This window comes from Sphingomonas sp. PSPC2-2, assembly GCF_049897725.1.
In the GTDB taxonomy this organism is placed as follows: Bacteria; Pseudomonadota; Alphaproteobacteria; order Sphingomonadales; family Sphingomonadaceae; genus Sphingomonas.
The window spans coordinates 713,331-736,976 of the sequence record NZ_JAFCWU010000001.1 but is presented as its reverse complement, the minus strand read 5'-3'; the positions used below and the strand labels follow the sequence as shown (position 1 = coordinate 736,976).

Below are 23,646 nucleotides of genomic sequence, written 5' to 3'. Positions count from 1 at the left end.
TTTCGCGCCGGTCGCAATGTTGGTAGCGATTGCGCCGCAGGGGTGTGAGGCGGAGCGATTCTATGACCGGCCAGATGCAAAAGAAGATCATGTCGGACGGTGCCGAGATCGGCGTCTATCACGCCGAGCCGACCGGGCGACGCAAGGGCGGGCTCGTGCTGGTCCAGGAGATCTTCGGCGTCACCGACCATATCCGCGATTTGTGCGAGGAATATGCCGCCGACGGTTATGAAGTGCTGGCCCCCGCGCTGTTCGACCGCGAGCATCCTGGCTTCGAGGCTGACTATACCGGCGAGGGGTTTGCCCGCAGCGTGCAACTCGCGCGTGAGCTGCACCCGTTCGATCTGACGCTTGCCGACGTGCAGACCTGCATCGACGCGCTGGCCGGGCGCGGGCCGGTGTTCGTGGTCGGCTATTGCTATGGTGGATCGGTCGCGTGGTTCGCGGCGACGCGCCTGCATAATGTGGCCGCCGCCTCGGCTTATTATGGCAGCTTGATCCCCGATGCGGCGGATGAGGAACCGAAGGTCCCGGTCATCCTGCATTTCGGCCGCCATGACGACCATATCGCGATGGATGGGGTCGAAAAGGTGATCGCCAAGGCGTGGCCCAAGGCGACGGTCTATGTGTATGAGGCAGGCCACGGCTTCAATTCGGATCGCCGCAAGGATTATCACGAGCCAAGCGCCGATCTGGCCAAGGAACGGACGCTGGAGCTGTTCGAAGCGAATGGCGGTTGAGCGCGCTGCTTTGATCGCAAGCCACGGGATGTGGGCGCATCGGGACCATGCGTATATCGTCGCATGACCGAAACCCTCCCCCTTGATCCCGACGCCGCCTGGAAAGCGTTCGAAGCGCGCGACCGGCATTCCGATGGGCGCTTTGTCGGCGCGGTGAAAACCACCGGCATCTATTGCAAGCCAAGCTGTCCGGCGCGTCACCCGAAGCGCGAGAATATCGTCTTCTACCGCACGCCCGAGGAGGCACGCGCGGCGGGGTTCCGGGCGTGCCTGCGTTGTGTCCCCGACGCGGTCGGGCGCGACCGGATCGCGGTGGCGCGCGCGGTCGCGCTGATCGAGGGGGCCGAGGAAGTGGTGCCGCTTGAGGATCTCGCCGCGCAGGTCGGCTATGCGCCGCATCATTTCCACCGTCTGTTCAAGCGCGCGACCGGGGTGACCCCGGCGGCCTATGCGCGCGGCCTGATGGCGCAGCGCGCGGCGCGCGCGCTGGCGCGTACCGCCAGCGTGACCGAGGCGATTTACGAGGCAGGCTATTCCGCGCCGAGCCGCTTTTATGATGGCGGGGCCAAGCGGCTGGGCATGACACCGAGCGCGTGGAAGCGCGGCGGGGCGGGGGTAACGATCCGCTGGACCGTGGCCGATACCAGTCTCGGCGCAATGCTGGTGGCCGCGACCGACAAGGGGTTGTGCCGCGTCTCGTTTGACGAGGGCGAGGCGGCGCTCCGCGCGCGCTTCCCGCATGCCGAGATCGTGCCGGGTGGTGCCGCGCTGGCCGATCTGGCGGCGCAGGTGGTGGCAAGCGTCGAATCGCCCGATCGCGACCGCGATTTGCCGCTCGACGTGCAAGGCACCGCTTTCCAGGAAGCGATCTGGCAGGCGCTGCGCGCGATCCCGTTGGGCGAGACGCGCAGCTATGCCGAGCTGGCGACGGCGGTTGGCAACCCCAAGGCGGTGCGCGCGGCGGGGACGGCGTGCGGTGCCAATCCGGTGTCGATCATCGTGCCGTGCCACCGCGCGCAGCGCACCGACGGGACGCTGGGCGGCTATGCTTATGGGATTGACCGCAAGGTCGCGCTGCGGACGCGGGAGCGGGTGAAATGAGCGGCTTCGTGATTGCGGGAATCGACCCCGCGCCCTTTCGGCACCTTTACGGACAGAGCGATGCGGCTCTGGCAGCGCAGGGAGCGATCCGCATGGTGGTGGAGGCTGCGCCCGGTTCGCCGTGCCGCGTGACGCTGGAGGATGCGGCGGTCGGGGAGACGGTGCTGTTGCTCAATTACGAGCATCTGCCGGTCGCCACGCCCTATCGCTCGTGCCACGCGATTTTCGTTCGCGAAGGGGCCGAGACTGCGGCGGTGTTCGTCAACAGCATTCCCGAGCAACTGGCGATTCGCCTGTTGTCGGTGCGCGCGTTCGATGCGGCCGGGATGATGCTGGACGCGGATGTGATCGACGGCAGCGGGCTCGCCACCGCGATCGATGGGTTCTTCTCGGATCCGCGCGTCGCGTATCTCCACGTCCACAATGCCAAACCCGGCTGCTTTGCCGCCCGGGTGGATCGCGTGTCAGCCGCCTGAGGTCGCCGCACCCGATGCTGGGGTGCAGCGGTAGACGATCTTCTCATTGGGCTGGGCGGGCAGGGCGGTGCGAATAGCGGATTGTTGGGTCGCGAGATTGGCGCGGCTTGCTTCGTCGGCGGAACAGGCCTTCACCGTCACCTGGCTGCGGATCTTGCGCACGCTGTCCATCTCGGCCGCACCCAGAAAATAGCGGGTGGTGACATAGCTGAGCGTCGCCGGGTCGAACTGCAAGATCGATACGGTCTGTTCCTCGGCGGGAACGAGGATGCGGTCCCACTTGCTGCCGTTTTCGGCATATTGGACGCGCCCGTTCATGCAGCCGGCCTTGCCCCAGTCGAGCGTAAGGTCGGTGGTGGACGAGGAGACGACGCGGCTCCGCTCGGGTACGAAACGGCACTGCAATTTGCCGAGCGGCGTGGTGGAGGACACGGTCGGGGCGAGCGGCACGACCGCCGCCGGTGTCGCGGCGGGAAGCGAGACGGTGCCGGTTGGGCGCAGCTCGAACACGACCACTGCGCCAACCATCACCAGACCACCGATTGCCCAGGCCCAGATCGCCTTGCGCCGCATCGCTTGCGCGTCGAGCAGGCCCCCTGCGCCAATGGCCATCGCGCCCAGTACCAGCATCAAGGTTGCGATTGCCATGACGTTCTCGCGGTGGCGGTCAGCGGCGTCGCGGGCGGCGGTCAGCGCTGCCTCGCGCGCCAGCACGGCTTTGCCGGCCGCGTCGCGCTTGGCCGTGTCGGCCTCGGCGGAGGCTTGTGCGTCGGCTTCGCGCTCGGCCTTGTCGATCTCGGCGATGCTGGTGCAGGGCATGCCAACCGCCTGGAAGGGTTGCTTGGCCTTGGTGAGGAAGGCGGCAAGTTCGCTGTCGGCGATCGCGAAGCCAAAGCTCGAATCGCCCTCTTCACCCCGCGTGATCGCCGAGTTGACGCCGATCACGCGCCCGCACGGATCCAGCAGCGGCCCGCCCGAATTGCCGCGTGCGATGCCCGCTGTGTGCAGCAGCACGTCGGTCCCCGACATCTGCCGACGCCCGGAGAACACCCCTTCGGTGCGGATCGGCGAGAGTGGATGGATGTAATCGACCGCCGAGCGCGCGGTCGCGAGATCGACATTGCCGGGATAGCCGAGCGCGGTGACCATCCCGCCTTCGGACACCAGCCCGGTATACAGCGCCACGGGCGGAAGCGGCGTTCCGGAAAATTCGATCAGCGCGAGATCATGGACCGTGTCGATCGCGATCACTTTGCCCTGATAGCTCTTGCTGCCTTCCGACGGCACGATGCCAATTACGACATTGCCGGGATAGCGCGTCAGCAGTTCAACGACATGGGCGTTGGTGACGATGCGGTTGGGCGCGACCGCGAAGCCGCTGCCATGGCCGAAGCCGACCACTTCGTCATCGACGATCGCGATGGTGACGACGCGCACGACGCCGCGGGCGGTGGCGGAGATATCGTCCGCACGGGCTGGTCCCGCGAGCGAGCACAGCAGCAGCGCCGTGGGGAGGGCGGCCCAAAGGGGCCATGCCCTTTGCCAAAGCGACCGGGAAAGGTGGAACAGGATTGCGGCGACCATGTCCGCGCTCTGTGCCAGCCGAGGCCGCGATAAGACAGAGGAAAGTGACCGAATGACCGCAATCCGCGTCGTCCTTTCGGGCGAAGGCGGTCCTCCGATCCCCCCTCCGCCAGGCAATGCTGGCGGAGGGGGAGGGATGCGTCAGAAGGTTACGCGGCCACCAAGCGACAGGACGATCGCATGGGCATTGCGCAGCAGGCCGTTGGTAAGGATCGGCGTCTGCGCGGCGGTGCCGGCATAGGCTGCGGTCACGCGGTCGATCGTGGCGTCGTCGAACTTCACGTAATTCGCACCGGCATCGATCGTCATGTGCCGGTTCAACTGATAGCTGCCGCCCGCCGCATAGGTCCAACGGTCCGAATCGGGCACGCGGGCATCGCGCAGGCCGTCCTGCGTCGGCGTGATCGTGCGCTGAAGCCCGGCGCGCAGCGTCGCTTTGGGGCTGACGGCATAATCAAAGCCGCCCGCCACGCTGAAGCTGTCGCGATAGTTCTCGGGCAGCGCGACATTGAGCGGTGCACCGAGCCGGATCGCGTCGAACTTGCTCCAGTTATAGGCGACTGTCTGAGCATTGAGCGTCAGTGCGTTGGTGGCGCGGAAGCGGCCGGCGACGATCACCTGCCCCGGCGTGTTGAACTGCGCCTGCACGCCCGACAGCGACGTGTTGGACCCGGCGAGCGGACCGACCAACCCCGACACGTTGAGATTTCCCGTCAACGTATGCTTGATGCTCGATTTGTAGCTGATGCCGACGGTGACGACGTCGTTGTGCAACTGCACGCCTGCGGTCCAGCCGAAATCCCAGCCATGACCCTTCAGCGTCTGGCTGCCATCGGGCAGCGACGCGAGCACGTTGGGCAACGCGTTGCTGAGATAAGCATCGGTATATTCAACGTTGAGCGCGCCGCCCACGTTTAGCCAATCGGTCACCTTCACGCCGATCGAAGGCTGGATGTCGATCGTGCGCAGGCGGGTCTTGTCGGCGCTATAGCGTGCCCAGCTGTTCGCATCGTAATCGGTGGTGAAGCTGAACGGCGAGGTTACCGCGACGCCGACCGCGATGCGATCGGTGATCGGATAGGCGAATGCGCCGCTCGGCAGCACGCCATTGCTGATCGGATCACGCGACACACCATTGCCGCCGACCGGCACGAACGACTGGCCCGGACGGCGGATGAGCGTGCCATTGTCGATCACGTCGCCCTTGGGCAGGATCGCGGTGGCGCTGATCGCGGCGCTGGGATCGGTGATGCCGGCGATCGCCGCCGGGTTCCACCACAGCGACGCGGGGCCACGATCGGCCGCTTCACCCGAAAAGGCGCGACCCGCGCCAATGGCGGACTGCGCCTCCAGGTAAAAGGCATCGGCATGGGCGATGCCCTGGAAGCCGAAAGCGGAGACGAGCGCGGTCGCGCCCAGCAGCGGAGCTTTGATACGAAACGACATTGAAAATTCCTGAGTATCGTTGGGGGGTAGAGAACGGGCGTGGCGTTAGCGCACGCGGGTCCAGGTTTGGGTTTTGCACAGCGGGAAGAAGACGCAGCCCCGCAGCTTCAACTGGTCCGTGCCGACAGGGGTGATCTTGCCGCTATAGGTCTTGCCGTCTTCGGCATTATAGACTTGGCCATCGCTCCACACGCCGCCTGCTTCGGACTTGAAGCCGCTCAACATCAACAGGCCCTGGAGCGGGCGGGAACGCAGCTTTTCGTTGGCGTTCTTCGCGTCTTTCAAGGCGGGATTGCTGCGGATCATATCCGAGGTGAGGATCTTGCCGCAGATCGATTCGCCGCAGCGTGTGATCTCGACGATGGCGTTGTGGGTTTCGGTCTTCCACCGTCCAAGGGCGGTATCGGCGGCGACGGGGGCACCAGCTAACAGCGCACCAAGAATCAATAGCGACATATTTCACTCTCCAACACCCGCGACCAGGCGGAAATTATTATCCAGCGCCGTATTCTTACGGTCGTGAACTGCGTGCCCAGGGTGGCCTGGGTGTCATTCCGCCTCGGTAACATTTACGTAAACGGAAAGCTGGCAGTGCGTCGTGGCATAGATGCGCGGCGTGGCAAGTCAAGCCACGTTGCAGTCCATTGGGTTAAAATCCGTCGAATCGAGGACGATAGCGACGTTACGGGTCAGAAGGGACGGGGGGCCTCATACAAAGCTGTACGGGTCAACATCGACGACGACGCGCACCTTGCTCGGCCAGTCGAGTCCGCCGAGCCAGTCGCGGATGATGTCCTGCACGTCGAGCGCGCGCTTGGCATGGACGAGCAAGCGGAAGCGGTGTCGCCCGCGCAGCATCGCCAGCGGGGCGGGTGCGGGGCCGTAGACTTCCATCGCCTCATGATGCGGCGCGCTGCGGCCGATCAGCCGGGCGGTTTCGAGCGCGGCCTTCTGGTCTTCGCTCGACACGATGATCCCGGCGAAGCGGCCGAAGGGGGGCGCGCCTGCCTCGCGGCGATGCTCGGTCTCGGCGGCGTAAAAGGCCTCGGCATCGCCCGAGACGAGCGCCTGCATCACGCTCGCTTTGGGGCTGTGCGTCTGGATATAGACATGGCCGGGCTTGGCACCGCGCCCGGCGCGCCCGGCGACCTGGCAGATTTGCTGGAAGGTGCGCTCGCTCGCGCGCAGATCGCCTCCGTCGAGGCCGAGATCGGCGTCGATCACGCCGACCAGCGTCAGATTGGGGAAGTGATAACCCTTGGTAACCAATTGTGTACCAACGATAATGTCGATGTCATGCGCCTCCATCCGCGCGACGAATTCGGCGGCCTTGGCGGGCGACCAGATCGTGTCGGAGGTGATGACGGCGGTACGCGCGTCGGGGAAGAGCGCCTTTACTTCATCGGCGATGCGTTCGACGCCGGGGCCGACGGGGACCAGGCTGTCCTCGCTCTGGCACTCTGGGCAAACTGTCGGGACTGGCTCGGTATGGCCGCAATGGTGGCAGGCGAGGCGGTGGACCAGACGATGCTCGACCATCCAGGCGGTGCAATTGGGGCATTGGAAGCGGTGACCGCAGGTGCGGCACAAGGTCAGCGGGGCATAGCCGCGCCGGTTGAGGAACAGCAAAGATTGTTCGTGCCGCGCCAGTGTTTCACGCATCGCCACCACCAGACGGGGGGCGATCCAGTGGCCGCGTTCCGGCGGCTCGGCGATCAGGTCGATCGCTTCGATCGCAGGCATTTCGGCGGCACCCCAGCGGCCGGGCAATTTCACCTCGGCATAGCGGCCGAGCGCCACTTGCTGGCGGGTTTCGATCGCGGGGGTGGCGGACGCCAGGATTACCGGAATCTGTTCGAACTTGGCGCGCATTACCGCCACGTCGCGGGCGTGATAATGCACGCCCTCTTCCTGCTTGAAACTCGTCTCGTGCGCTTCGTCGATCACGATCAGGCCGAGATTGGCGTATGGGAGGAACAGCGAGGAGCGCGCGCCGACGGTGACCAGCGCTTGCCCGCTGGAGATGGCGCGCCACGCGCGGCGGCGTTGCGATTGGCGCAATCCTGAGTGCCAAGCGACGGGCTTCACCCCGAAGCGCGCGGCGAAGCGCGTCAGGAAGGGTTCGGTCAGCGCGATTTCGGGGAGCAGCACGAGCGTCTGCCGTCCCTCGCGGATCGCGGCGGCGACCGCCTCGAAATAAACCTCGGTCTTGCCCGAGCCGGTGACGCCATCGAGCAGCGTCGGCGCGAAGGCGCGCGCGGTGACGCCCGCCACCAACGTGGCGGCGGCGGCGCGCTGGTCGGGTGACAAAGCGGGCGCTGCGAAATCGGGATCGGGCAGCGTGAACGGGCTGTCGATATCGACCTCGACCGCTTCCAGCGCGCCGACCTTGGCCAAACCGCGAATGACCGCGTCGGAGACATTGCCGATCGCCGCCAGTTCGCGGATCAGGCCCTGATGGGTGCCGATCTGTTCGAGCGCCTGCTCGCGCTGCGGCGTCACGCGGTCGGGCAACAGCCCGGTCGCGCGATATTCGGTGACGGTCTTCGCCCCCTCCAGCGCCGAACTGGAGGCGAGCGCCATCCGCGCCACGGCGGCGGGGGGCGCGAGATAATAATCGGCGGTCCATTCGATCAGCCTACGCAAAGGCGCGGTTAGCGGCGCGGCGGGGAACACGCCGATGAGGTTGCGCAAGCGATTGTCGCCGACCTCGGCATCGGACGGCATCCGCTCCGGCTCCCACACCACGCCGACCAACTGGCGCGGGCCGAGCGGTGCGATCACGATCGAGCCGGGCTCGACCTGCATTCCGTGCGGCACGCGGTAATCGAGCGGGCCGAGCGCGGAATTCATGACGAGGACGCGGGCGCGGGACATGGGGAGCATATGGCGGGTTGCGGGCGTGCGGCAAAGGGGGGCCATGCGCCGCTTGGCAGAAGGCGAGGGGCTTACCTGCCCCATTCGATGCGCTACACCGCAGCGATGAGCGAACTCCCCGGCCTTTATGCCGCCCATCTCGCGCGCGACCGGCGGCGCTCGGTGCATACCGTGCGCGCGTATGAGGCGACGGCGGTGCGGCTGTGCACGTTTCTGCAGGCGCATTGGGGCGCGGCGGTGGAGCGCGACATGCTGGCCAAGGTGAGCGCGGCCGATCTGCGCGCCTTTCTTGCCGCGCGCCGGGGCGAAGGCGGCATCGGCAATGCCTCGGCGGCGCGCGAATTGTCGGCGGTGCGCGGGTTCCTGGCGTTTGCGGTGGGCGAGGGGACGACGCCGCGCCTGAAGGGGCCGCGCGTGAAAAAGGGGGTGCCGCGCCCGGTTTCGCCCGACGAGGCGGTCGCTTTGGCCGAGGATGTCGCGGAGGACGCCGCCGAACCGTGGATCGGTGCGCGCGATCTGGCAGTGCTGTTGCTGCTGTATGGCGCGGGGCTGCGCGTGGCCGAGGCGCTGGGGCTGACGGGGGCAATTCTGCCGCTGGGCGCGACGCTGAGCGTGACGGGCAAGCGCGACAAGACGCGGATCGTGCCGCTGCTGCCGCAAGTGCGGGCGGCGATCGAATCCTATGTCGCACTCAGCCCCTATGGCACCGCGCGTGACGCGCCGCTGTTTCGCGGGGCAAAGGGCGGGCCGCTATCGCCGCGCCTCGTCCGGCTGGCGGTGCAGCGCGCGCGCGTGCGGCTCGGCTTGCCCGATTGCACCACGCCGCACGCGCTTCGCCACAGCTTCGCCACGCATTTGCTGGGGCGCGGGGCGGATTTGCGTGCGCTGCAGGAATTGCTCGGCCATGCGAGCCTCAGCTCCACGCAAATCTATACCCAGGTCGATGCGGCGCATTTGCTGGATGTGTACCGCAACGCGCATCCGCGTGCCTAGCAACGCGGCTGCCAGCGCAGCAGACGCCAGACGTAAAACACGCCGACCGCCCCGATCGTCGCCATCGTCGCGGGGCCGATGAACGCATCCAGCTCGCGGAAGTTGGTGCCGAGATAATAGCCTGCACTCGCCAGAAAGGTGTCCCAGATCGCCGCGCCGCCCGCCGTCCAGGCCAGGAAGCGTGCGCGCGGCATCCGCGTCATGCCCGCGGGCAGCGACACCATTGTGCGAAAGGCGGGCATGAAGCGGAACACGAACACCACCCATTGTCCGTGACGCTGAAAAAAGCGTTCGAGCTGCAGGACGTGCTCCCAATCGAGCGTGAGCCAGCGGCCATAGCGATCGACGAACGGGCGCAGCCGCTGATAGCCGAGGTGCCAGCCGATCCAGTACCAGAAATAATTGCCGACCACCGTCCCCGCCGTGCCCGCGACGATCAGCGGAACCATCTCCATTTGCCCGCGTGCGACCGCGATACCGCCCAGCCCCATGATCACTTCGGACGGGATGGGCGGGAACACGTTCTCCAGCACCATCAGCAGGAAAATGCCGAAATAGCCGCCCCACGCCGTGAGGTTGATGATGAATTCGGTCACGCATCACTCCGTCATGCCGGGCTCGTCCCGGCATCCACCGTGCCGCGCGCCTCCGGCCGGTGGCTGATACCATGGTGGACCCCGGGACAAGCCCGGGGTGACGATGGCTATGCCGCAACTTTCCGCTCGATCGCATCCCAGATCAGGGCGGCGACATCGGTGCCGTCGAAGCGTTCGATCGCGACGATGCCGGTGGGGGAGGTGACGTTGATTTCGGTCAGCCACTCGCCGCCGATCACATCGATGCCGACGAACAGCAGCCCGCGCCTTTTGAGTTCCGGCCCGAGCACCGCGCAAATTTCGCGCTCTTTCTCGGTCAGTTCGGTCTTCACCGCCGACCCGCCGACCGCGAGGTTGGAGCGGATCTCGCCTTCGCCAGGTAAGCGGTTGATCGCGCCCGCGACGTCTCCATCGACCAGCACGATGCGCTTGTCGCCCTTGGCAACGGCGGGGAGGAACGCCTGGATCATGTGCGGTTCCCGCCACATGGTGTTGAACACCTCGATCAGCGCCGACAGGTTCGCGCCATCCTGCCCGACCTTGAAGATCGCCTTGCCGCCATTGCCATGCAGCGGCTTGATGACGATTTCGCCGTGCTGCGCGAGAAAGGCGCGCGCTTCGTCAAGGCTGCGCGTCACCAGCGTCGGCGGCATGAACTGCGGGAAATCGAGCACGAACACCTTTTCGGGTGCGTTGCGCACGCTGGCCGGGTCATTCACCACCAGCGTCTTGTGCGCGATGCGTTCCAGCAGATGCGTCGCGGTGATATAGCCGAGGTCGAAGGGCGGATCCTGCCGCATCAGCACGACATCGGCGTCCTCGCCCAGATCGAGGTTGATGGCTTCGCCGAAGCTGTAATGATTGCCGACGACGCGCTGCACGGTGACCGGATCAGCCTTGGTCCACACCCGGCCATCGGCATAATTCAGGTCTTCGGCATTATAGTGGAACAGCCTGTGCCCGCGCTGCTGCGCGGTGAGCATCAACGCGAAGGTCGAATCCCCGGCAATGTTGATATGCGCGATCGGGTCCATCTGGACGGCAACGGTGAGCGACATGAGATTCTCCGTCTCGATACCCGATCGCTGGCGACGGGTTTGGATGCGAGCGACCTCTAGGGGCGTCCGCCGCCAAAGTCACCCGATCCAGGCATTCTCGATATGGCGGGGCCGCGTGCCCGGCGCGAGCAGGATGACATCGACGCGAATGTCGTCGCCCGGATCGGCATAGCTTGGCATCAGATATTCGGCCGCCGCCGCGACGCGGGCGAGGCGGCGCTCGTCGATCGCGAAATCGAGCTCGGCGGCGGTGGCGCGCAGCTTGACCTCGACAAAGGCGACGAGGGTACCTTTCTTGGCGATCAGATCGACTTCGCCTGCGGGGGTACGGACGCGGCGGGCGAGGATGCGCCAGCCTTTGAGGCGGAGCCACCAGCCGGCGAGGCGCTCGCCGCGGCGGCCGGAGGCTTCGGCGAGGCGGCGCTTTATATTCCCCTCCCGTTTACGGGAGGGGTTAGGGGAGGGGCTTTCGAAGCGCGGCACGTCACCAAACATGCCCTCCCCCAGCCCCTCCCGCAAGCGGGAGGGGAGTTTTACGCCTTCAACTCCAGCGCCCTTGCATAGAGCGCCTTGCGGTCGAGCCCGAGTTTCTTGGCGACTTCGCTCGCCGCCTGGCCCGTCGACAGCCGCGTCAGTGCTTCGGTGAGGGCGGCATCGGCATCGTCGGCACTGGCGGCCTCGGGCGCGCCGGGCGGGGCGACGACCACGACGATCTCGCCTTTGGGAGGTGCGTCGGCATAGCGCGCGGCGAGCTGCGACAGCGTGCCGGTTACCGCTTCCTCGAAATGCTTGGTGATTTCGCGGGTTACCGCAGCCTCGCGGTCGCCCAGACCTTCGGCCAGCGCGGCCAGCAGCGCGGCCAGGCGCGGACCGGATTCGTACAGCACCAGAGTCGCGCGGATCGCGGCGACTTCAGTAATGGCGGCGGCACGTGCTTGGGCCTTGGAGGGCAGGAAGCCTAGAAACAGGAAACGGTCGGTCGGCAGCCCGGCGAGCGTCAGCGCCGCCACAGCCGCACAGGGGCCGGGAATGGTCCACACGGTATGCCCAGCCGCGCGCGCATCGCGCACAAGCTTGTAGCCGGGGTCGGAGATGAGCGGCGTGCCCGCATCGGACACCAAGGCCACCGCCTCCCTCCCCATGCGCGCGATAAGGCCGGGGCGGACTTCTTCGGCATTATGGTCGTGATAGGGAACCATTTGCCGCTTCACGCCGATATGATGCAGAAGTTTGGCCGTCACGCGGCTGTCTTCCACGGCAATTACGGCGGCATGCGTCAGGATGTGCGCGGCCCGCGGCGAAAGATCGCCGAGATTGCCGATGGGGGTGGCAACGATGTAGAGGCCGGGCGAAAGATCAGGGGTCATCAGGAGCGGTCATGGCAGAGCGGGATACGACAGGGCAACGGCCCATCGCCTTTAAACGACTTTTGCGGTTGGCGGCGATTGCGGGGGCGGTGGCGCTGGCCGGGTGCCAGACGGTCGTCCCGCGTGGCCCCGCGCAGGTAAAACGCCCCCCGGTCACCCGCCCGGTGCAGCCGCAGCAGCCCGTCGTCGAACAGGGCATCCCGACCGATACCCAACGCCACCGCGTCGCGCTGCTGGTGCCGCTCAGCGGCCCCAATGCCGGGGTCGGCCAGAGTCTCGCCAACGCCACGCAGATGGCGCTGCTCGATTCGAAGAATGAGCGCATCCGCATCACCAGCTACGACACCGCCACCGGTGCCGCGCTGGCCGCGCAAAAGGCGCTGGCGGATGGCAATCAGTTGATCCTCGGGCCGTTGCTGGCGGACGACGTGCGCGCAGTGGCACCGATTGCGCATCGCGCGGGCGTGCCGGTGGTCAGCTTTTCCAACGATGCGACCGCAGCCGGAAACGGTGCCTATCTGATGGGCTATGTGCCCGCCCAGTCGATTGGCCGGGTGGTCGATTATGCGCGCGAACAGGGCGTCACCACCTTTGGCGGATTGGTGCCCAACGGCACCTATGGGCAGCGGGCGTCGACCGCCTTCCTGCGTGCGGTCGAATCCGCCGGGGGGCAAGTTGCGTCCTTGCAGACCTATGATCGTGTCCCCGGATCGATCACCAGCGCGATTGTCCGCATGAGCAAGAGCGCACCCTATCAGGCGATCCTCATCGCCGATGGCGGCAATGCGGCGTCGGCGGCGGTGCCGGTGCTGCGCAAGAACGGTATGGGCGGCGCGCGCGTGCTCGGCACCGAATTGTGGAATTCGGAAAGTGCGATTGCGAGCAAGGCCGCGCTGGAAGGCGCGTGGTTCGCGAGCGTATCGGACGGTCTCTATCGCCAATATGCCGCGCGCTATCGGGCGCGCTTCGGCGCGGCACCGTTCCGCTTGTCGAGCCTTGGCTATGATTCAGTGTTGCTGACGATCCGCATCATGCGCGACTGGCCGATGGGCGCAGCCTTTCCGGAAGATCGCTTGAAGGATCGCGGCGGCTTTGCCGGGATCGATGGCGCGTTCCGGTTCGGTCGCGACAATGTCGCTGAACGCGCATTGGAAGTGCAGGAAATTCGCGGCGGCACCACGGTGACGATCTCGCCCGCACCCAGCGGTTTCGAGCGGTGACGATCCCAAGGGCGCAGTAACGCGCGGGATTTCGCTGCGCGGGTGAAACAATCGGGGACGCGTCGGGTTGTAGTGGGGTGATTGCTTCCGAAACCGCCGCTCCCGCCCCTCGCGCACCGCGCTGGCGCAAAATCCTGCTGGGAACGGTGCTCGCCATCTTTGGCGTGGTGACCCTGCTGGTGTTGGCGCTCGGTGCCTTTCCGGTGGGAATGATGCGGGGCCTGGTCGAAAGCCGTATCTCATCGGCCTGGGGCAGCCCCGTGCGGGTGGGCGCGGTGACGCGTGACAGCATTTTTTCTTATACGCCGGTCATCTCGGTGCGCGACGTCCATATCGCCCAGCCCGATTGGGTGGGACCGGGCGATTTCGTTCGCTTGTCGTCGGCCAGCGTGCGTGTACCGGTGTTCGCGTTGCTGTTCGGCCATTTCCAGCCCGACCGCGTGACCATCGACGGCGGGCGCATCGCGCTGGTGCGCGACGCCACCGGACGCGCCAACTGGAAGCGCGAAGGCAAGCAAGGCGATGGACAGGGCGGTCGCCCGACTCTGTCGGACCTGACGGTCACCAACACGCAACTCGTGTTGCGCGATGCCAAGCGGCAATTGGTGGTCGCCGGACCGCTTTCGGTCGATGCGAGGAACGGGTTGCGCCTCTCCGCGACGGGCACGTTCCTCGATACGCCAGTGCGGCTCGATGCGACCGGCGGACGTATCACCGGGATCGACCCTGCTGCGCCCTATCCGTTCAGCGCCACGCTCGTCTCGCCCGCGTTGCACATGAGTGCCAAGGGCCAGATGGCGGGCGTGCTCGATACTCGCCACTTTACGGCGGCCATCACCGCCCAGGCACCCACGCTCAAGAATCTCGATCGCATCATCGAGGCCGGGCTGTTTGGCACCCAGCCGATCAACCTGACCGGGGCGATCCGCCATGACGGGCATGACTGGTATGTCGACCGGATCGGCGGCAGCGTCGGGCGATCGCGCTTCGCCGGGCTGGCGACGGTCCACAAGATCGATGGCCGCACCAAGATCGATGCCAGGCTGCGTGCGTCGCAGTTCGATTTCGATGATTTGGCGGATGCGCGCGGTCATGCCGCTTCGGCCGCGCGATCGGCGGCGATCGGCCCGCGGGTGATACCACCAACGCGGATCAACCTTAGCAAGCTGGGCAAGACCGACGGTACGATTGCATTCCGCGTAGACCGTATTCTGGCGGGCAAGGGCACGGTGTTTCGCACGCTGTCGGGTACGCTGACGCTCGACCATCGTCTGTTGACGGTCAGCGACGTCGTGGCGACCCTCGCCTCCGGGCGCATGGTCGGCACGCTGAAAGTCGATCACCGGAGTGGGCGGCCCAAGCTGTCGATCGATCTTCGACTGGCCGGGCTGACGCTCGATTCGCTGATTGGAGAGCCGGATATGGTATCTGGACGCGTGCGGGGGCGCATCGTGTTGGCCGGGCAGGGCGACACGGTGCGCGAGGCGCTGTCGCGCGCCAACGGCAAGGCAGCAATGGTCGCGACCGATGGCGAGGTGCGCCGCATGGTCGCGGATGTGCTCGGCCAGAATTTGAGCGGGGCGGTGGTGCATGCGCTCGGTTCGCCGAGCCGGATGGTGCCGCTGCGCTGCCTCGTCGCGGATTTCCGTGCGACCGATGGCGTGCTCGTGCCGCGTCCGCTGGGCATCGATACCGGTAGTTCGGTGGGGCGAGGGGCGGGCCGGATCGTGATGGATGGCGAACGGATCGCCCTTACGCTGGCTGGGACGAGCAAGAGCCGCGCGCTGTTGAAGATCGCCGATCCGATCCAGATTGGCGGCACGCTGAGCAAGCCGACGGTGACCGTGGCGGGCCTGGGCACCGCCGACAAACCGAGTAACAGCAATTTGCTGAAGGTGTTCGGGCGCTCGCTCGGCCGGGCACTCGGGCTCGAAAAGACGCCACCCGCCGTCGTTATTCCACCGCCCGCCCATTTCGACTGCGAGTCGGCGGTGGCGGCTGCGCTGCGGTGAGCGCATAGAAAAAGGGCCCGGCGATCGCTCGCCGGGCCCTTGGTCATTCGCTTGCGCGGGCGATTAGGCCTGCTGCAGGTTCACGGCGCTCATCTTGCCGCGCTTGTCCTGCTCCAGCTCGTACTGGACGCGCTGGTCCTTATCGAGCGTGCCCATGCCGGCGCGCTCAACGGCCGTGATGTGCACGAACGCGTCTTCGCCGCCGCCTTCCGGCGCGATGAAGCCATAGCCCTTGTCTGCGTTGAAGAATTTTACGGTGCCGATGGTCATGATGGTCGTCCTTCTTGTTGGGTGACGCGAGAGTCGCGCCAACCCGTGCCTAGATCAGCAGTGAAAGAAGGAAGATGGGGCCGCAAAGCACCAGAGACCGTCGATTTGCGACTGTAGCAAGCACTCGCCTAGGCGCATTTGCGGGGAATAGCAAATGGCGGGTGTTTATCGTCACCCCGGGCTCGTCCCGGGGTCTACCGCTCGCCAGATCTATCGTCCGGAATTGTGCGGCACGGTGGACCCCGGGACAGGCCCGGGGTGACGGCGTAGAGGCGTGCGCATGAAAAAAGGGCCGGGGTTTCCCCCGGCCCTCCATTCCGTAGCAAATCGCGGAGGCTTACGCCGCCGAAACCTCGGCCACGTCGACCTTGATGCCGACGCCCATGGTCGAGCTGACCGCGACCTTGCGGACATACTTGCCCTTCGCGCCCGACGGCTTGGCCTTGACCACGGCATCGACCAGCGCGTCGAAGTTCGCGCGCAGGTCTTCTGCCGGGAACGACGCCTTGCCGATGCCCGAGTGGATGATGCCGGCCTTTTCGACGCGATATTCGATCTGGCCGCCCTTGGCTGCCTTGACCGCTTCAGCGACGTTCATGGTGACGGTGCCGAGCTTCGGGTTCGGCATCAGGCCCTTCGGACCCAGCACCTTACCGAGGCGACCGACGATGCCCATCATGTCCGGGGTCGCGATGCAGCGATCGAAATCGATCGTGCCACCCTGGATGATTTCCATCAGGTCTTCCGCACCGACCACGTCCGCACCAGCGGCGCGGGCTTCATCGGCCTTCGCACCCTTGGCGAACACGCCGACGCGCACGGTCTTGCCGGTGCCCTTGGGCAGCGTGACGACGCCGCGGACCATCTGGTCGGCGTGGCGCGGATCGACGCCGAGGTTCAGCGCGACTTCGATCGTCTCGTCGAACTTCGAGGTTGCACCGGCCTTGGCGAGCGCGATGGCTTCGTCCACGCCGTGCAGCTTCTGACGGTCGATGGTGACGGCTTTTTGCTTCTTGCTGACAAATGCCATGATCTTAGCCCTCCACCACTTCGAGGCCCATCGCGCGGGCAGAACCCTCGATGATGCGCGTTGCCGACTCGAGGTCGTTGGCGTTGAGATCCTTCATCTTCGCGGTCGCGATGTCGGCGAGCTGCGAACGCTTGATCTTTCCGGCGGACACCTTGCCCGGCTCCTTCGAGCCCGACTTCAGGTTGGCGGCCTTCTTAATCAGATACGATGCCGGCGGGGTCTTCGTTTCGAACGAGAACGAACGGTCGGCATAGACGGTGATCACGGTGGGGAGCGGCGTGCCGACTTCCTGGTCACCGGTCGAGGCGTTGAACGCCTTGCAGAATTCCATGATGTTGACGCCGCGCTGACCCAGCGCCGGGCCGATCGGGGGCGACGGGTTGGCCTTGCCGGCCGGCACCTGCAGCTTGATATAGCCTGTAATCTTTTTTGCCATGTGTACTCACTCTGTAAGGGGCGGCGAGGGGAACCCACGACGCCCGGTTCAAGTTTAGCGGTTCAAGCGGGTGCCGAGGCACCCTCCCGCATATTCCGACAGCTGTGTGCAGGAAGCTGGCGCGCATAGCGCAAACGGCAATCGGGTGCAATCGCCGTTATATCTTGCGACAATTTCGGCTCGCAAGCCCGATCCACCTGAAAACGAATCCTATATTGTAAGGTGGCGCAGTGCTGCGTCTTACGAAGGAGAGTTCGTCAATGTGTCCCGAGCAAGCCCGCCTCGACGCATTGCGGCAGCTCAATTTGCTCGACACGCCGCCGAGCGACAGCTTCGATCGGATCACGCGGATGGCAGCGATGCTTTTCGGGCTGCCGATCGCCGCAGTGTCGCTGACCGATCGCGACCGGCAATGGTTCAAGTCGCGCGTCGGGGTAGAGCACACTTTCATCCCGCGCGAGCAAGCGCCCTGCGCACAGGTCGCGGAATCCACCGGATTTGTGGTCATCTCGGATCTGCTGTCGGATCCTGCCTATAGCGACTGTCCCCTCGCACGCGACGGCATTCGCTTCTACGCCGGTGCTCCGCTTACGACGAGGAACGGTTTTGGGCTGGGCGCGCTGTGTGTCCTTGGTCACGAGCCGCGCACCGTTTCCGAGGCAGAGATGGCGGCTTTGACCGATCTTGCCGACATGGTGATGTCGCAAATCGAGCTGCAGCACGCGATCGGTCGTGTCGATCCGGTTTCGGGACTGCTCAACCGAAACCAATTGCTGGAAGATCTGGAGGATTTGGGCCGCAATACCCCGGGGGAGCGCCGCCTTCTGGCTTTGGTGGATCTGGCACCCAGCGAACAGCTCAGTCAAGGCATGAGCGTCATGGGCCCGACGTTCATCGACCAGATCGTCCAGGCAGCAGCGGAGGGCTTACGCGCGGGACTCGGTCCAGGCCGCATCGCCTATCATGTCGCAGCGACGCAGTTCGCCTTTCTTGCCTTGCCGGAGATGGAAGACGCGGCGTTTGTGGCGCGCCTGAAAATCGCATTGAACGATGCCCGCAGACGGGGGGCACACGAGCGGTTCGTGTTAACCAATACGATCGGCGTCGCGCCCTTTGTCGCGGGGCAAACTCCGGGCAGCGACGTGCTGCGGATGGCTTATAGCGCGGCGCAGGACGCGCGCCTCGCCGGGGGGCAAATCAGCCTGTACTCATCGACCAGTGACGGGAAACAAGCGCGCCGTTTCAGCCTTTTGAAGGACTTTTGCGACGCCTTCGATCTGCCGGGCGAGTTGCGCCTTGTCTACCAACCGCGAATCGATTTCGCATCGGGCCAATGCTGTGGGGCGGAGGCGCTGCTACGCTGGACGCATCCGAAACTGGGCGACGTCTCGCCGAACGAGTTTATCCCGATCGTCGAGCAGACCGCGCTGATGCGGCCGGTGACCACCTGGGTCTTGGACAAAGCGCTGGAGCAACTCGCCGTGTGGCACGCGAGCGGGATTGACCTGCAATTGTCGATCAATGTGTCAGCGGCAAACCTGGATGAGACGGATTTCGTCGAGCGGGTGCAGTTATACCTGTTGAAGCACCGCGTACGGCCCGAATTTCTGGAGTTGGAAGTCACCGAAAGTGCGATGATGTGCGATCCGGTGGTTGCACTCGCCAGGCTGCGGGCGCTGGCGGACCTCGGTATCCGGATCGCGCTGGATGATTTCGGTACGGGCCATAGCAGCCTGGCCCATTTGCAACGTTTCCCGATCAGCGTCGTGAAAATCGACCGGTCCTTCGTACAATCGCTCGATCGTGAGGTGGACCAGGCCGGCATTCTGGTGCGGACCATGATCCAATTGTCGCATGGCCTTGGCCATCGCGTCGTCGCGGAGGGTGTCGAAACGCCCCGAACTGCGGAAATTCTCGATGCACTGGGATGCGACGAGGCGCAGGGCTATCATTATGCGCGCCCGCTGGAGCAACAGGATTTCGAGTGGTGGTTTCGTCAAAGGCAAGGCGCGGCGGGTAACGGATCGGCCTGCGCCGCCTGACGAAGGGCCAGGCGGCGCTACTCGTATCGCGCTAAAAGTCCGTATGCAGTCGTACGCCGATCGTCTGGGGTGTGACGGGCACGATATAGGGCCGCTGACCGCAACTGCCGCATTCCTGGAAGCGTGAGAGCTGCCCGCGGGTATCGAAGGCATTCTGGATGAAGAGTTCGAAGCTGTAGCGCTGGAACTGCACACCGGCCGCGAAATCGGCGGTGGTGAAGGCAGATAATGGCCCGAGCTGTGCGGCCGGGTTGAAGATGATGCCGCCCGGTCCAAAGGTCGCCGATCGAATGTCGGACGCGGCGGAGCCCTGGTACGACACGACCGCCTGGCCATAAGCTTTGGCTGCTCCGACCGGCACCGTGTAGCGCGCCGATCCGCTCGCCTTGAACTTGGGCGTGATCGGCAGACGGGTTCCAGCCTTTGCCGACAGGAGATTGCCCGCGCCGGTGCAGGTGAAGGTCGGATCGTCGATCAGGCAAAGATTCTTGCGCGTCTTGGCATCGGTATAGGAGCCCGAAGCGCTCACCGACAGTGCACCGACATTGAGATTGGCGATGATCTCCGCGCCGCGAATGCGCGCATTGGGCCCGTTGTGGATTTCAGTGAAGCTGTTCGCCCCCAGGAAGGAGAATTGGAACTTGTCCCAATCCTGCTGGTAGATTGCGCCGTTCAACCGCAATGCGCCGCCCAGTAGCGTCGTTTTGGCCCCCAATTCATAGTTGGTCAGGTAATCGGCGGCATAGGCTGCGACGTCGGCGCGGCGGTTGATGCCGCCCGGGCGGAACCCGCGCGAGGCGGTGCCGTAGAGCAGAACGCCCTCAACCGGTTTCCAGCTCAAATTGAAGCGATACGTCACGCCTTGCCCGGATGCCTGCACGGGCACGACACCTTCTCCGACGCGATAGACGCCAAGATTGGTGCAGGGGCCACCCGCCACCGCAGCCGGAAGCAACGTGGTCGATCCGCCCGCTGCCACCGCATCGCGCAGGCGCGTGCCGTTGGTGGTGAAGCACCCGGCGACGCCGGTGCGCGAACTGCCCGCCGCATTGTATGGCGTGGTGCTGTAGCCATTGGCCGGATCGCGACCGAAGCCGAAAAAGCCGATCAGCGAATTGTCATAGATGAAGGCGCGCCCGCCGACGGTCGCGGTCAGCCGCGGCGTGATGTCGTAGCTGGCCTCGCCGAACATCGCATAATCCTTGTCGACGCGATGCTGTTGCGTCAGCCACAGGGTGCCGGGGTGGCCGTTGACCGAGAGCGTGTCGGCCAGACCGGGCACCTGATAATCCTGATGGATGTCATTGCTCTGGCGTTGGTAAAAGGCACCGGCGACCACGCGGAACCGCTCGCTAGACGGGCTGGCGACGCGGAATTCCTGGCTCATTTTCTTGAAATGGTCGCTGCCGATCACGCGTTGACGCGGGTCGATCGTTTTGCCGGCATTGTCCTTGAAGTAGAAATACCCCGCGATGCCGCCAACCGACGCATAGAGATTGTCATAGGCCTCGGCGTAATCGGTATAGTCGCTAGACGAGAAATCCTTGCGGTCGAGATAGGCCCCGGCATAGGTCACGTCCCAATTGCCGATCTTGCCCGCGATTGTCAGCCCGGCCTGGATGAAGCGGTCGCGGCGATATTCGGGGTAGAAATGCTGCACCTGCAGGTCGCCGACCTTGGGATCATAGCCATAGGCACCGTGGCTGCGCGTATCCTGGTACATGACGGTCGGGGTGACCGTCCAATTGCTGTCGAGATCGACCTTCAGCGCCGCGCGACCGCCCGCGATTTCGGTGTCGTTATAGTCCTTTTTCACGAAGGCGTTGTTGTTGACGGTCAGGCCGTCCTTCACGCAATTGCCATTGGCATCAAAGTTGGTGCCACCGCAGAAGCGCCGCGTGCCCGGCACATTGTCGATATAGCCCGCATCGCGCTGGTAGAAACCAACGACGCGCAGCGCCATCGAGGGCGACAGCGGGATGTTGACCATCCCCTCGGCCTTGCCGCCAAAGCCGCCCTTGCTGACCTTATTGCCCTCAAGATCGGCGCGGCCATAGAAATGCGAGAGATCGGGCTGGTTGGTGATGATGCGGATCGTGCCCGCTTCGGACGAAGCGCCGTACAGCGTCCCCTGCGGCCCGGACAGGCTCTCGATTCGCGCAATGTCATAGATATGGACGTCGAGATTGCCGCCGATCGTGGTGACGGGCTGCTCATCGAGATAGACGCCGACCGAGGGGAGCGAGCCGGAATGGTTGCCATCGCCGCCCGAGGCGACGCCGCGCATATAGATGACGTTGGTGCCGGGCGTCCCGCCCAGCGCCTGGAACGACACCGAAGGCAATTGCTGCGCATATTGCGAGAAGTTCGAAATATTGAGTTCGTCGAGCTTCTTGGTGGTCAGCGCCTGGACGCTGATCGGCACATTCTGCAAGGTTTCGGAGCGTTTGGTCGCGGTGACGATAATGTCGCCGCCATCGGTCGGTGCGGTGGCCGGGGCCGGTTCGGGCGGGGCGCTCTGCGCGAACGCGGGGGCTCCGAAGGCGGTCGACGACAAGAGTGCGAGAATGGCGGCACGATACCCGAACGACGACATCAGATTCCCCCTGTATTGTTTCAACAAGGTGTTCGCGACCGCAGCATCCGTCAAGCACGGTGCCGCAGGTGTGTAACAATCTTACGCGGGCGTGGCGAAATTACAACGTTGTGACGGTGGCGGAAGGATAACGGTCGAGCACGTCGCCCAGCGCGTGTCGCAGCGGGGAAAGCCACGGCTCGAACGGCTTCCACGCTTCGGTGCCCTCGCGAAAGATCGGTTGGCGGACCTGCTCCGAACTGGCGGTGCGCACGGCGCGCGCGGTTTCGTGAAAGGCGAGGCAGGCGGGCTCGAACGGCAGGCCGCAGGCGGCGAGCAAGGCGCGCACGGTTGCCTCGGTATCCTCGACCATATCCTCATACAGCACGCGGTGGACTCGGCCCGGCAGGACGGTGTCGACATGCTCCATCAGCCGCACATAATCGCGATAATAGCGGCCCATATCATCGAGCGCGTAGCTGAAGCCCTGGCCGCGCGCGAAATGCTGTTTGAAGTTGGAGAAGCAGCAGCCGAGCGGATGCCGCCGCGCATCGATGATCCGCGCGTTCGGCAAGATCAGGTGGATGAAGGGGACATGCGCCCAATTGTTGGGGAGCTTGTCGATGAAGAACGGTCGGTCGGTGCGGCGCTGGATACGGGTGCGTTGGAGATACTCTTCGCCGGTTTCGCGAAGCCGTTCGGCGGACCAGGTCGCCAGCCCCTCGGGATAGGCCGCATCCCGCCTGGCGAGCGCCGGGATATCGGGCAGTTCGCTCGTTCCCTCGACCTGGCTGTGGCTGGAGAGGATCTGCTCTATCAACGTCGATCCCGCGCGCGGCATCCCGAGGATGAAGATCGGGTCGGGCGCGGCGAAGCCCTGGCCCGCGCGTTCGGCGAAAAATCCCCTCGTGAACAGCGCAATGCTGCGGTCGACAAGGGCTTCGGTCTCGTCGGCGCTGTAGCGGATGTGCTTGCGACGGAGCGTGTTGCCCGCCGCATAATGCGCGAAGGCGCGTTCGGCGTGGCGGCGATCCTCGAACGCCTTGCCCAGCGCGAAATCGAGATGGAAGCGGTCTTCGTCGGAAATGCCGGGCTGCTCCAGCGCGGCCTGCATCGCAGCGATGTCGTCCTCGGTGAAGGTTACCGTCTTCAAATTGGCGAGGCTCCACCACGCTTCGCCCAGCGTCGGCAGCAGCGTGATCGCGCGGCGATAGGCCGCGATGCCATCGGCCTGCCGCCCGACCGTCTTGAGCATATGGCCATAGCTCATCCACACGCGCGGTTGCTCCGGCGCGTCGCCCAATACGCGCTCGTACAAGGCGATCGCTTCGTCGAACTGGCCGATGCGCCCGAAAGCGGCGGCCTGGAGATTGGCATGGCCGGGATTGTCGGGGTCTTCGGCGGCGACCACGTTGAGTTCCGCAATCGCCTCGGCAGGGCGGTTGAGCCGGTACAGCACCAACGCCAGATTGGCGCGCGCAGCGGTGAAGGCGGGGGACAGCTCGACCGCGCGGCGCAGCAGCGTTTCGGCATCGCGGTAGCGCCCGATCCGCCCGGCCAGTTCGGCCAGCATACGGATCGCCGCGACATCGAACGGATCGTCCTTCAGATGCGCTTTGAGCAAGGGCTCGGCCTCGCCCAGGCGATTGTCGTGCAGCGCCAGCGCCGCCGCGATCAGGCGCGGGGGATAGCGACCGCTCGCCGCCATCCAGTCCATGTCCGTCGCGCTTGCCGTCTGTGTCATGGGACGGTGGTAGCGCAGAGTTGCCGAAAAGGAACTATGGCGTTGGCGCGCCGGGCGTGCTGCATTCGTGACCGGGGTC

20 protein-coding genes are annotated in these 23,646 nt (G+C 65.2%); 7 read left to right on the top strand and 13 right to left on the bottom strand.

Features of this window, described 5'->3' with window-relative positions; translation table 11 throughout:
• The first annotated feature begins 62 nt into the window (after positions 1-62).
• From ACP7BY_RS03615 to ACP7BY_RS03605, 3 genes are all read left to right on the top strand, one after another.
• Complete coding sequence (locus tag ACP7BY_RS03615) at positions 63-740, top strand: dienelactone hydrolase family protein (RefSeq protein WP_033966356.1); 678 nt, start codon at positions 63-65, stop codon at positions 738-740.
• A gap of 63 nt (positions 741-803) precedes the next feature.
• Positions 804-1,841, top strand: coding sequence for a bifunctional DNA-binding transcriptional regulator/O6-methylguanine-DNA methyltransferase Ada (gene ada / locus ACP7BY_RS03610; RefSeq protein WP_137902780.1), 1,038 nt, complete (start codon positions 804-806; stop codon positions 1,839-1,841).
• Complete coding sequence (locus ACP7BY_RS03605; RefSeq protein ID WP_033966357.1) at positions 1,838-2,317, top strand: DUF1203 domain-containing protein; 480 nt, start codon at positions 1,838-1,840, stop codon at positions 2,315-2,317. The genes ada and ACP7BY_RS03605 overlap by 4 nt, the downstream gene beginning before the upstream one ends.
• Here the strand turns inward: ACP7BY_RS03605 and ACP7BY_RS03600 are convergent.
• The 4 genes from ACP7BY_RS03600 to ACP7BY_RS03585 all read right to left on the bottom strand — a co-directional run bounded on the left by ACP7BY_RS03600 (position 2,306) and on the right by ACP7BY_RS03585 (position 8,224).
• Complete coding sequence (locus tag ACP7BY_RS03600; RefSeq protein ID WP_249340848.1) at positions 2,306-3,901, bottom strand: S1C family serine protease; 1,596 nt, start codon at positions 3,899-3,901, stop codon at positions 2,306-2,308. The two genes, ACP7BY_RS03605 and ACP7BY_RS03600, sit on opposite strands and share 12 nt — an antisense overlap.
• A 141-nt stretch (positions 3,902-4,042) precedes the next feature.
• Positions 4,043-5,347 carry an OmpP1/FadL family transporter gene (locus ACP7BY_RS03595; protein WP_033966359.1) on the bottom strand — a complete coding sequence of 435 codons (1,305 nt, stop codon included), beginning with the start codon at positions 5,345-5,347 and terminating at the stop codon, positions 4,043-4,045.
• A gap of 45 nt (positions 5,348-5,392) precedes the next feature.
• Complete coding sequence (locus tag ACP7BY_RS03590) at positions 5,393-5,803, bottom strand: DUF2147 domain-containing protein (protein WP_033966360.1); 411 nt, start codon at positions 5,801-5,803, stop codon at positions 5,393-5,395.
• Positions 5,804-6,055: 252 nt separating this feature from the next.
• Entirely contained in the window at positions 6,056-8,224 is a 2,169-nt protein-coding gene (locus tag ACP7BY_RS03585) for a primosomal protein N' (protein WP_081988806.1), read from the bottom strand.
• An 87-nt stretch (positions 8,225-8,311) separates the two neighbouring features.
• Between ACP7BY_RS03585 and ACP7BY_RS03580 the strand changes: the two genes are divergently transcribed.
• Positions 8,312-9,217 carry a tyrosine recombinase XerC gene (locus ACP7BY_RS03580; protein ID WP_249340847.1) on the top strand — a complete coding sequence of 302 codons (906 nt, stop codon included), beginning with the start codon at positions 8,312-8,314 and terminating at the stop codon, positions 9,215-9,217.
• Here ACP7BY_RS03580 and ACP7BY_RS03575 read toward each other — a convergent pair.
• The 4 genes from ACP7BY_RS03575 to rsmI form a co-directional block, all read right to left on the bottom strand.
• Positions 9,214-9,813 (bottom strand): DedA family protein, encoded by a 600-nt coding sequence (locus ACP7BY_RS03575; RefSeq protein WP_033966363.1) that lies wholly within the window; start codon positions 9,811-9,813, stop codon positions 9,214-9,216. The genes ACP7BY_RS03580 and ACP7BY_RS03575 overlap by 4 nt on opposite strands.
• 107 nt (positions 9,814-9,920) lie before the next feature.
• A complete protein-coding gene (gene gshB / locus ACP7BY_RS03570) occupies positions 9,921-10,871 on the bottom strand; it encodes a glutathione synthase (protein WP_033966364.1) in 951 nt (316 codons plus the stop codon).
• Between the two features lie 78 nt (positions 10,872-10,949).
• Entirely contained in the window at positions 10,950-11,300 is a 351-nt protein-coding gene (locus ACP7BY_RS03565; RefSeq protein ID WP_126849110.1) for a YraN family protein, read from the bottom strand.
• A 104-nt stretch (positions 11,301-11,404) separates the two neighbouring features.
• Positions 11,405-12,238, bottom strand: coding sequence for a 16S rRNA (cytidine(1402)-2'-O)-methyltransferase (gene rsmI, locus ACP7BY_RS03560; protein WP_033966444.1), 834 nt, complete (start codon positions 12,236-12,238; stop codon positions 11,405-11,407).
• Between the two features lie 11 nt (positions 12,239-12,249).
• Here rsmI and ACP7BY_RS03555 point away from each other — a divergent pair, with 11 nt between their 5' ends.
• Both ACP7BY_RS03555 and ACP7BY_RS03550 read left to right on the top strand, forming a co-directional pair.
• Positions 12,250-13,458: a penicillin-binding protein activator gene (locus ACP7BY_RS03555; protein WP_033966442.1), complete on the top strand. Its 1,209-nt coding sequence runs from the start codon at positions 12,250-12,252 to the stop codon at positions 13,456-13,458.
• Between the two features lie 77 nt (positions 13,459-13,535).
• Complete coding sequence (locus tag ACP7BY_RS03550; protein WP_052192477.1) at positions 13,536-15,470, top strand: AsmA family protein; 1,935 nt, start codon at positions 13,536-13,538, stop codon at positions 15,468-15,470.
• 63 nt (positions 15,471-15,533) lie between these two features.
• Here the strand turns inward: ACP7BY_RS03550 and ACP7BY_RS03545 are convergent, their stop codons facing one another.
• The 3 genes from ACP7BY_RS03545 to rplK form a co-directional block, all read right to left on the bottom strand.
• A complete protein-coding gene (locus ACP7BY_RS03545) occupies positions 15,534-15,740 on the bottom strand; it encodes a cold-shock protein (RefSeq protein ID WP_010404074.1) in 207 nt (68 codons plus the stop codon).
• A gap of 337 nt (positions 15,741-16,077) precedes the next feature.
• The gene (gene rplA / locus ACP7BY_RS03540; protein ID WP_010404067.1) at positions 16,078-16,770 is read right to left on the bottom strand and encodes a 50S ribosomal protein L1; all 693 of its coding nucleotides are present in this window, start codon (positions 16,768-16,770) and stop codon (positions 16,078-16,080) included.
• Positions 16,771-16,774: 4 nt separating this feature from the next.
• Positions 16,775-17,206, bottom strand: coding sequence for a 50S ribosomal protein L11 (gene rplK / locus ACP7BY_RS03535; protein ID WP_033966441.1), 432 nt, complete (start codon positions 17,204-17,206; stop codon positions 16,775-16,777).
• Positions 17,207-17,466: 260 nt separating this feature from the next.
• Here rplK and ACP7BY_RS03530 point away from each other — a divergent pair, with 260 nt between their 5' ends.
• Positions 17,467-19,248, top strand: a complete 1,782-nt coding sequence (locus ACP7BY_RS03530) for a sensor domain-containing phosphodiesterase (protein ID WP_137902804.1) — start codon at positions 17,467-17,469, stop codon at positions 19,246-19,248.
• Positions 19,249-19,279: 31 nt separating this feature from the next.
• On the opposite strand, the gene ACP7BY_RS03525 is transcribed toward ACP7BY_RS03530, so the two are convergent.
• Both ACP7BY_RS03525 and ACP7BY_RS03520 read right to left on the bottom strand, forming a co-directional pair.
• Positions 19,280-21,844 carry a TonB-dependent receptor gene (locus ACP7BY_RS03525; RefSeq protein WP_033966446.1) on the bottom strand — a complete coding sequence of 855 codons (2,565 nt, stop codon included), beginning with the start codon at positions 21,842-21,844 and terminating at the stop codon, positions 19,280-19,282.
• Between the two features lie 100 nt (positions 21,845-21,944).
• The gene (locus ACP7BY_RS03520) at positions 21,945-23,540 is read right to left on the bottom strand and encodes a tetratricopeptide repeat-containing sulfotransferase family protein (protein ID WP_171010522.1); all 1,596 of its coding nucleotides are present in this window, start codon (positions 23,538-23,540) and stop codon (positions 21,945-21,947) included.
• Positions 23,541-23,646 lie beyond the last annotated feature (106 nt).

Bases quoted from the DNA above. Each gene is read 5' to 3' on its own strand.
- ACP7BY_RS03615 (WP_033966356.1), top strand. From the start codon at position 63: ATGACCGGCCAGATGCAAAAGAAGATCATGTCGGACGGTGCCGAGATC.
- ada (WP_137902780.1), top strand. From the start codon at position 804: ATGACCGAAACCCTCCCCCTTGATCCCGACGCCGCCTGGAAAGCGTTC.
- ACP7BY_RS03605 (WP_033966357.1), top strand. From the start codon at position 1,838: ATGAGCGGCTTCGTGATTGCGGGAATCGACCCCGCGCCCTTTCGGCAC.
- ACP7BY_RS03600 (WP_249340848.1), bottom strand. From the start codon at position 3,901: ATGGTCGCCGCAATCCTGTTCCACCTTTCCCGGTCGCTTTGGCAAAGG.
- ACP7BY_RS03595 (WP_033966359.1), bottom strand. From the start codon at position 5,347: ATGTCGTTTCGTATCAAAGCTCCGCTGCTGGGCGCGACCGCGCTCGTC.
- ACP7BY_RS03590 (WP_033966360.1), bottom strand. From the start codon at position 5,803: ATGTCGCTATTGATTCTTGGTGCGCTGTTAGCTGGTGCCCCCGTCGCC.
- ACP7BY_RS03585 (WP_081988806.1), bottom strand. From the start codon at position 8,224: ATGTCCCGCGCCCGCGTCCTCGTCATGAATTCCGCGCTCGGCCCGCTC.
- ACP7BY_RS03580 (WP_249340847.1), top strand. From the start codon at position 8,312: ATGCGCTACACCGCAGCGATGAGCGAACTCCCCGGCCTTTATGCCGCC.
- gshB (WP_033966364.1), bottom strand. From the start codon at position 10,871: ATGTCGCTCACCGTTGCCGTCCAGATGGACCCGATCGCGCATATCAAC.
- rsmI (WP_033966444.1), bottom strand. From the start codon at position 12,238: ATGACCCCTGATCTTTCGCCCGGCCTCTACATCGTTGCCACCCCCATC.
- ACP7BY_RS03555 (WP_033966442.1), top strand. From the start codon at position 12,250: ATGGCAGAGCGGGATACGACAGGGCAACGGCCCATCGCCTTTAAACGA.
- ACP7BY_RS03545 (WP_010404074.1), bottom strand. From the start codon at position 15,740: ATGACCATCGGCACCGTAAAATTCTTCAACGCAGACAAGGGCTATGGC.
- rplA (WP_010404067.1), bottom strand. From the start codon at position 16,770: ATGGCATTTGTCAGCAAGAAGCAAAAAGCCGTCACCATCGACCGTCAG.
- rplK (WP_033966441.1), bottom strand. From the start codon at position 17,206: ATGGCAAAAAAGATTACAGGCTATATCAAGCTGCAGGTGCCGGCCGGC.
- ACP7BY_RS03530 (WP_137902804.1), top strand. From the start codon at position 17,467: ATGTGTCCCGAGCAAGCCCGCCTCGACGCATTGCGGCAGCTCAATTTG.
- ACP7BY_RS03525 (WP_033966446.1), bottom strand. From the start codon at position 21,844: ATGTCGTCGTTCGGGTATCGTGCCGCCATTCTCGCACTCTTGTCGTCG.
- ACP7BY_RS03520 (WP_171010522.1), bottom strand. From the start codon at position 23,540: ATGGACTGGATGGCGGCGAGCGGTCGCTATCCCCCGCGCCTGATCGCG.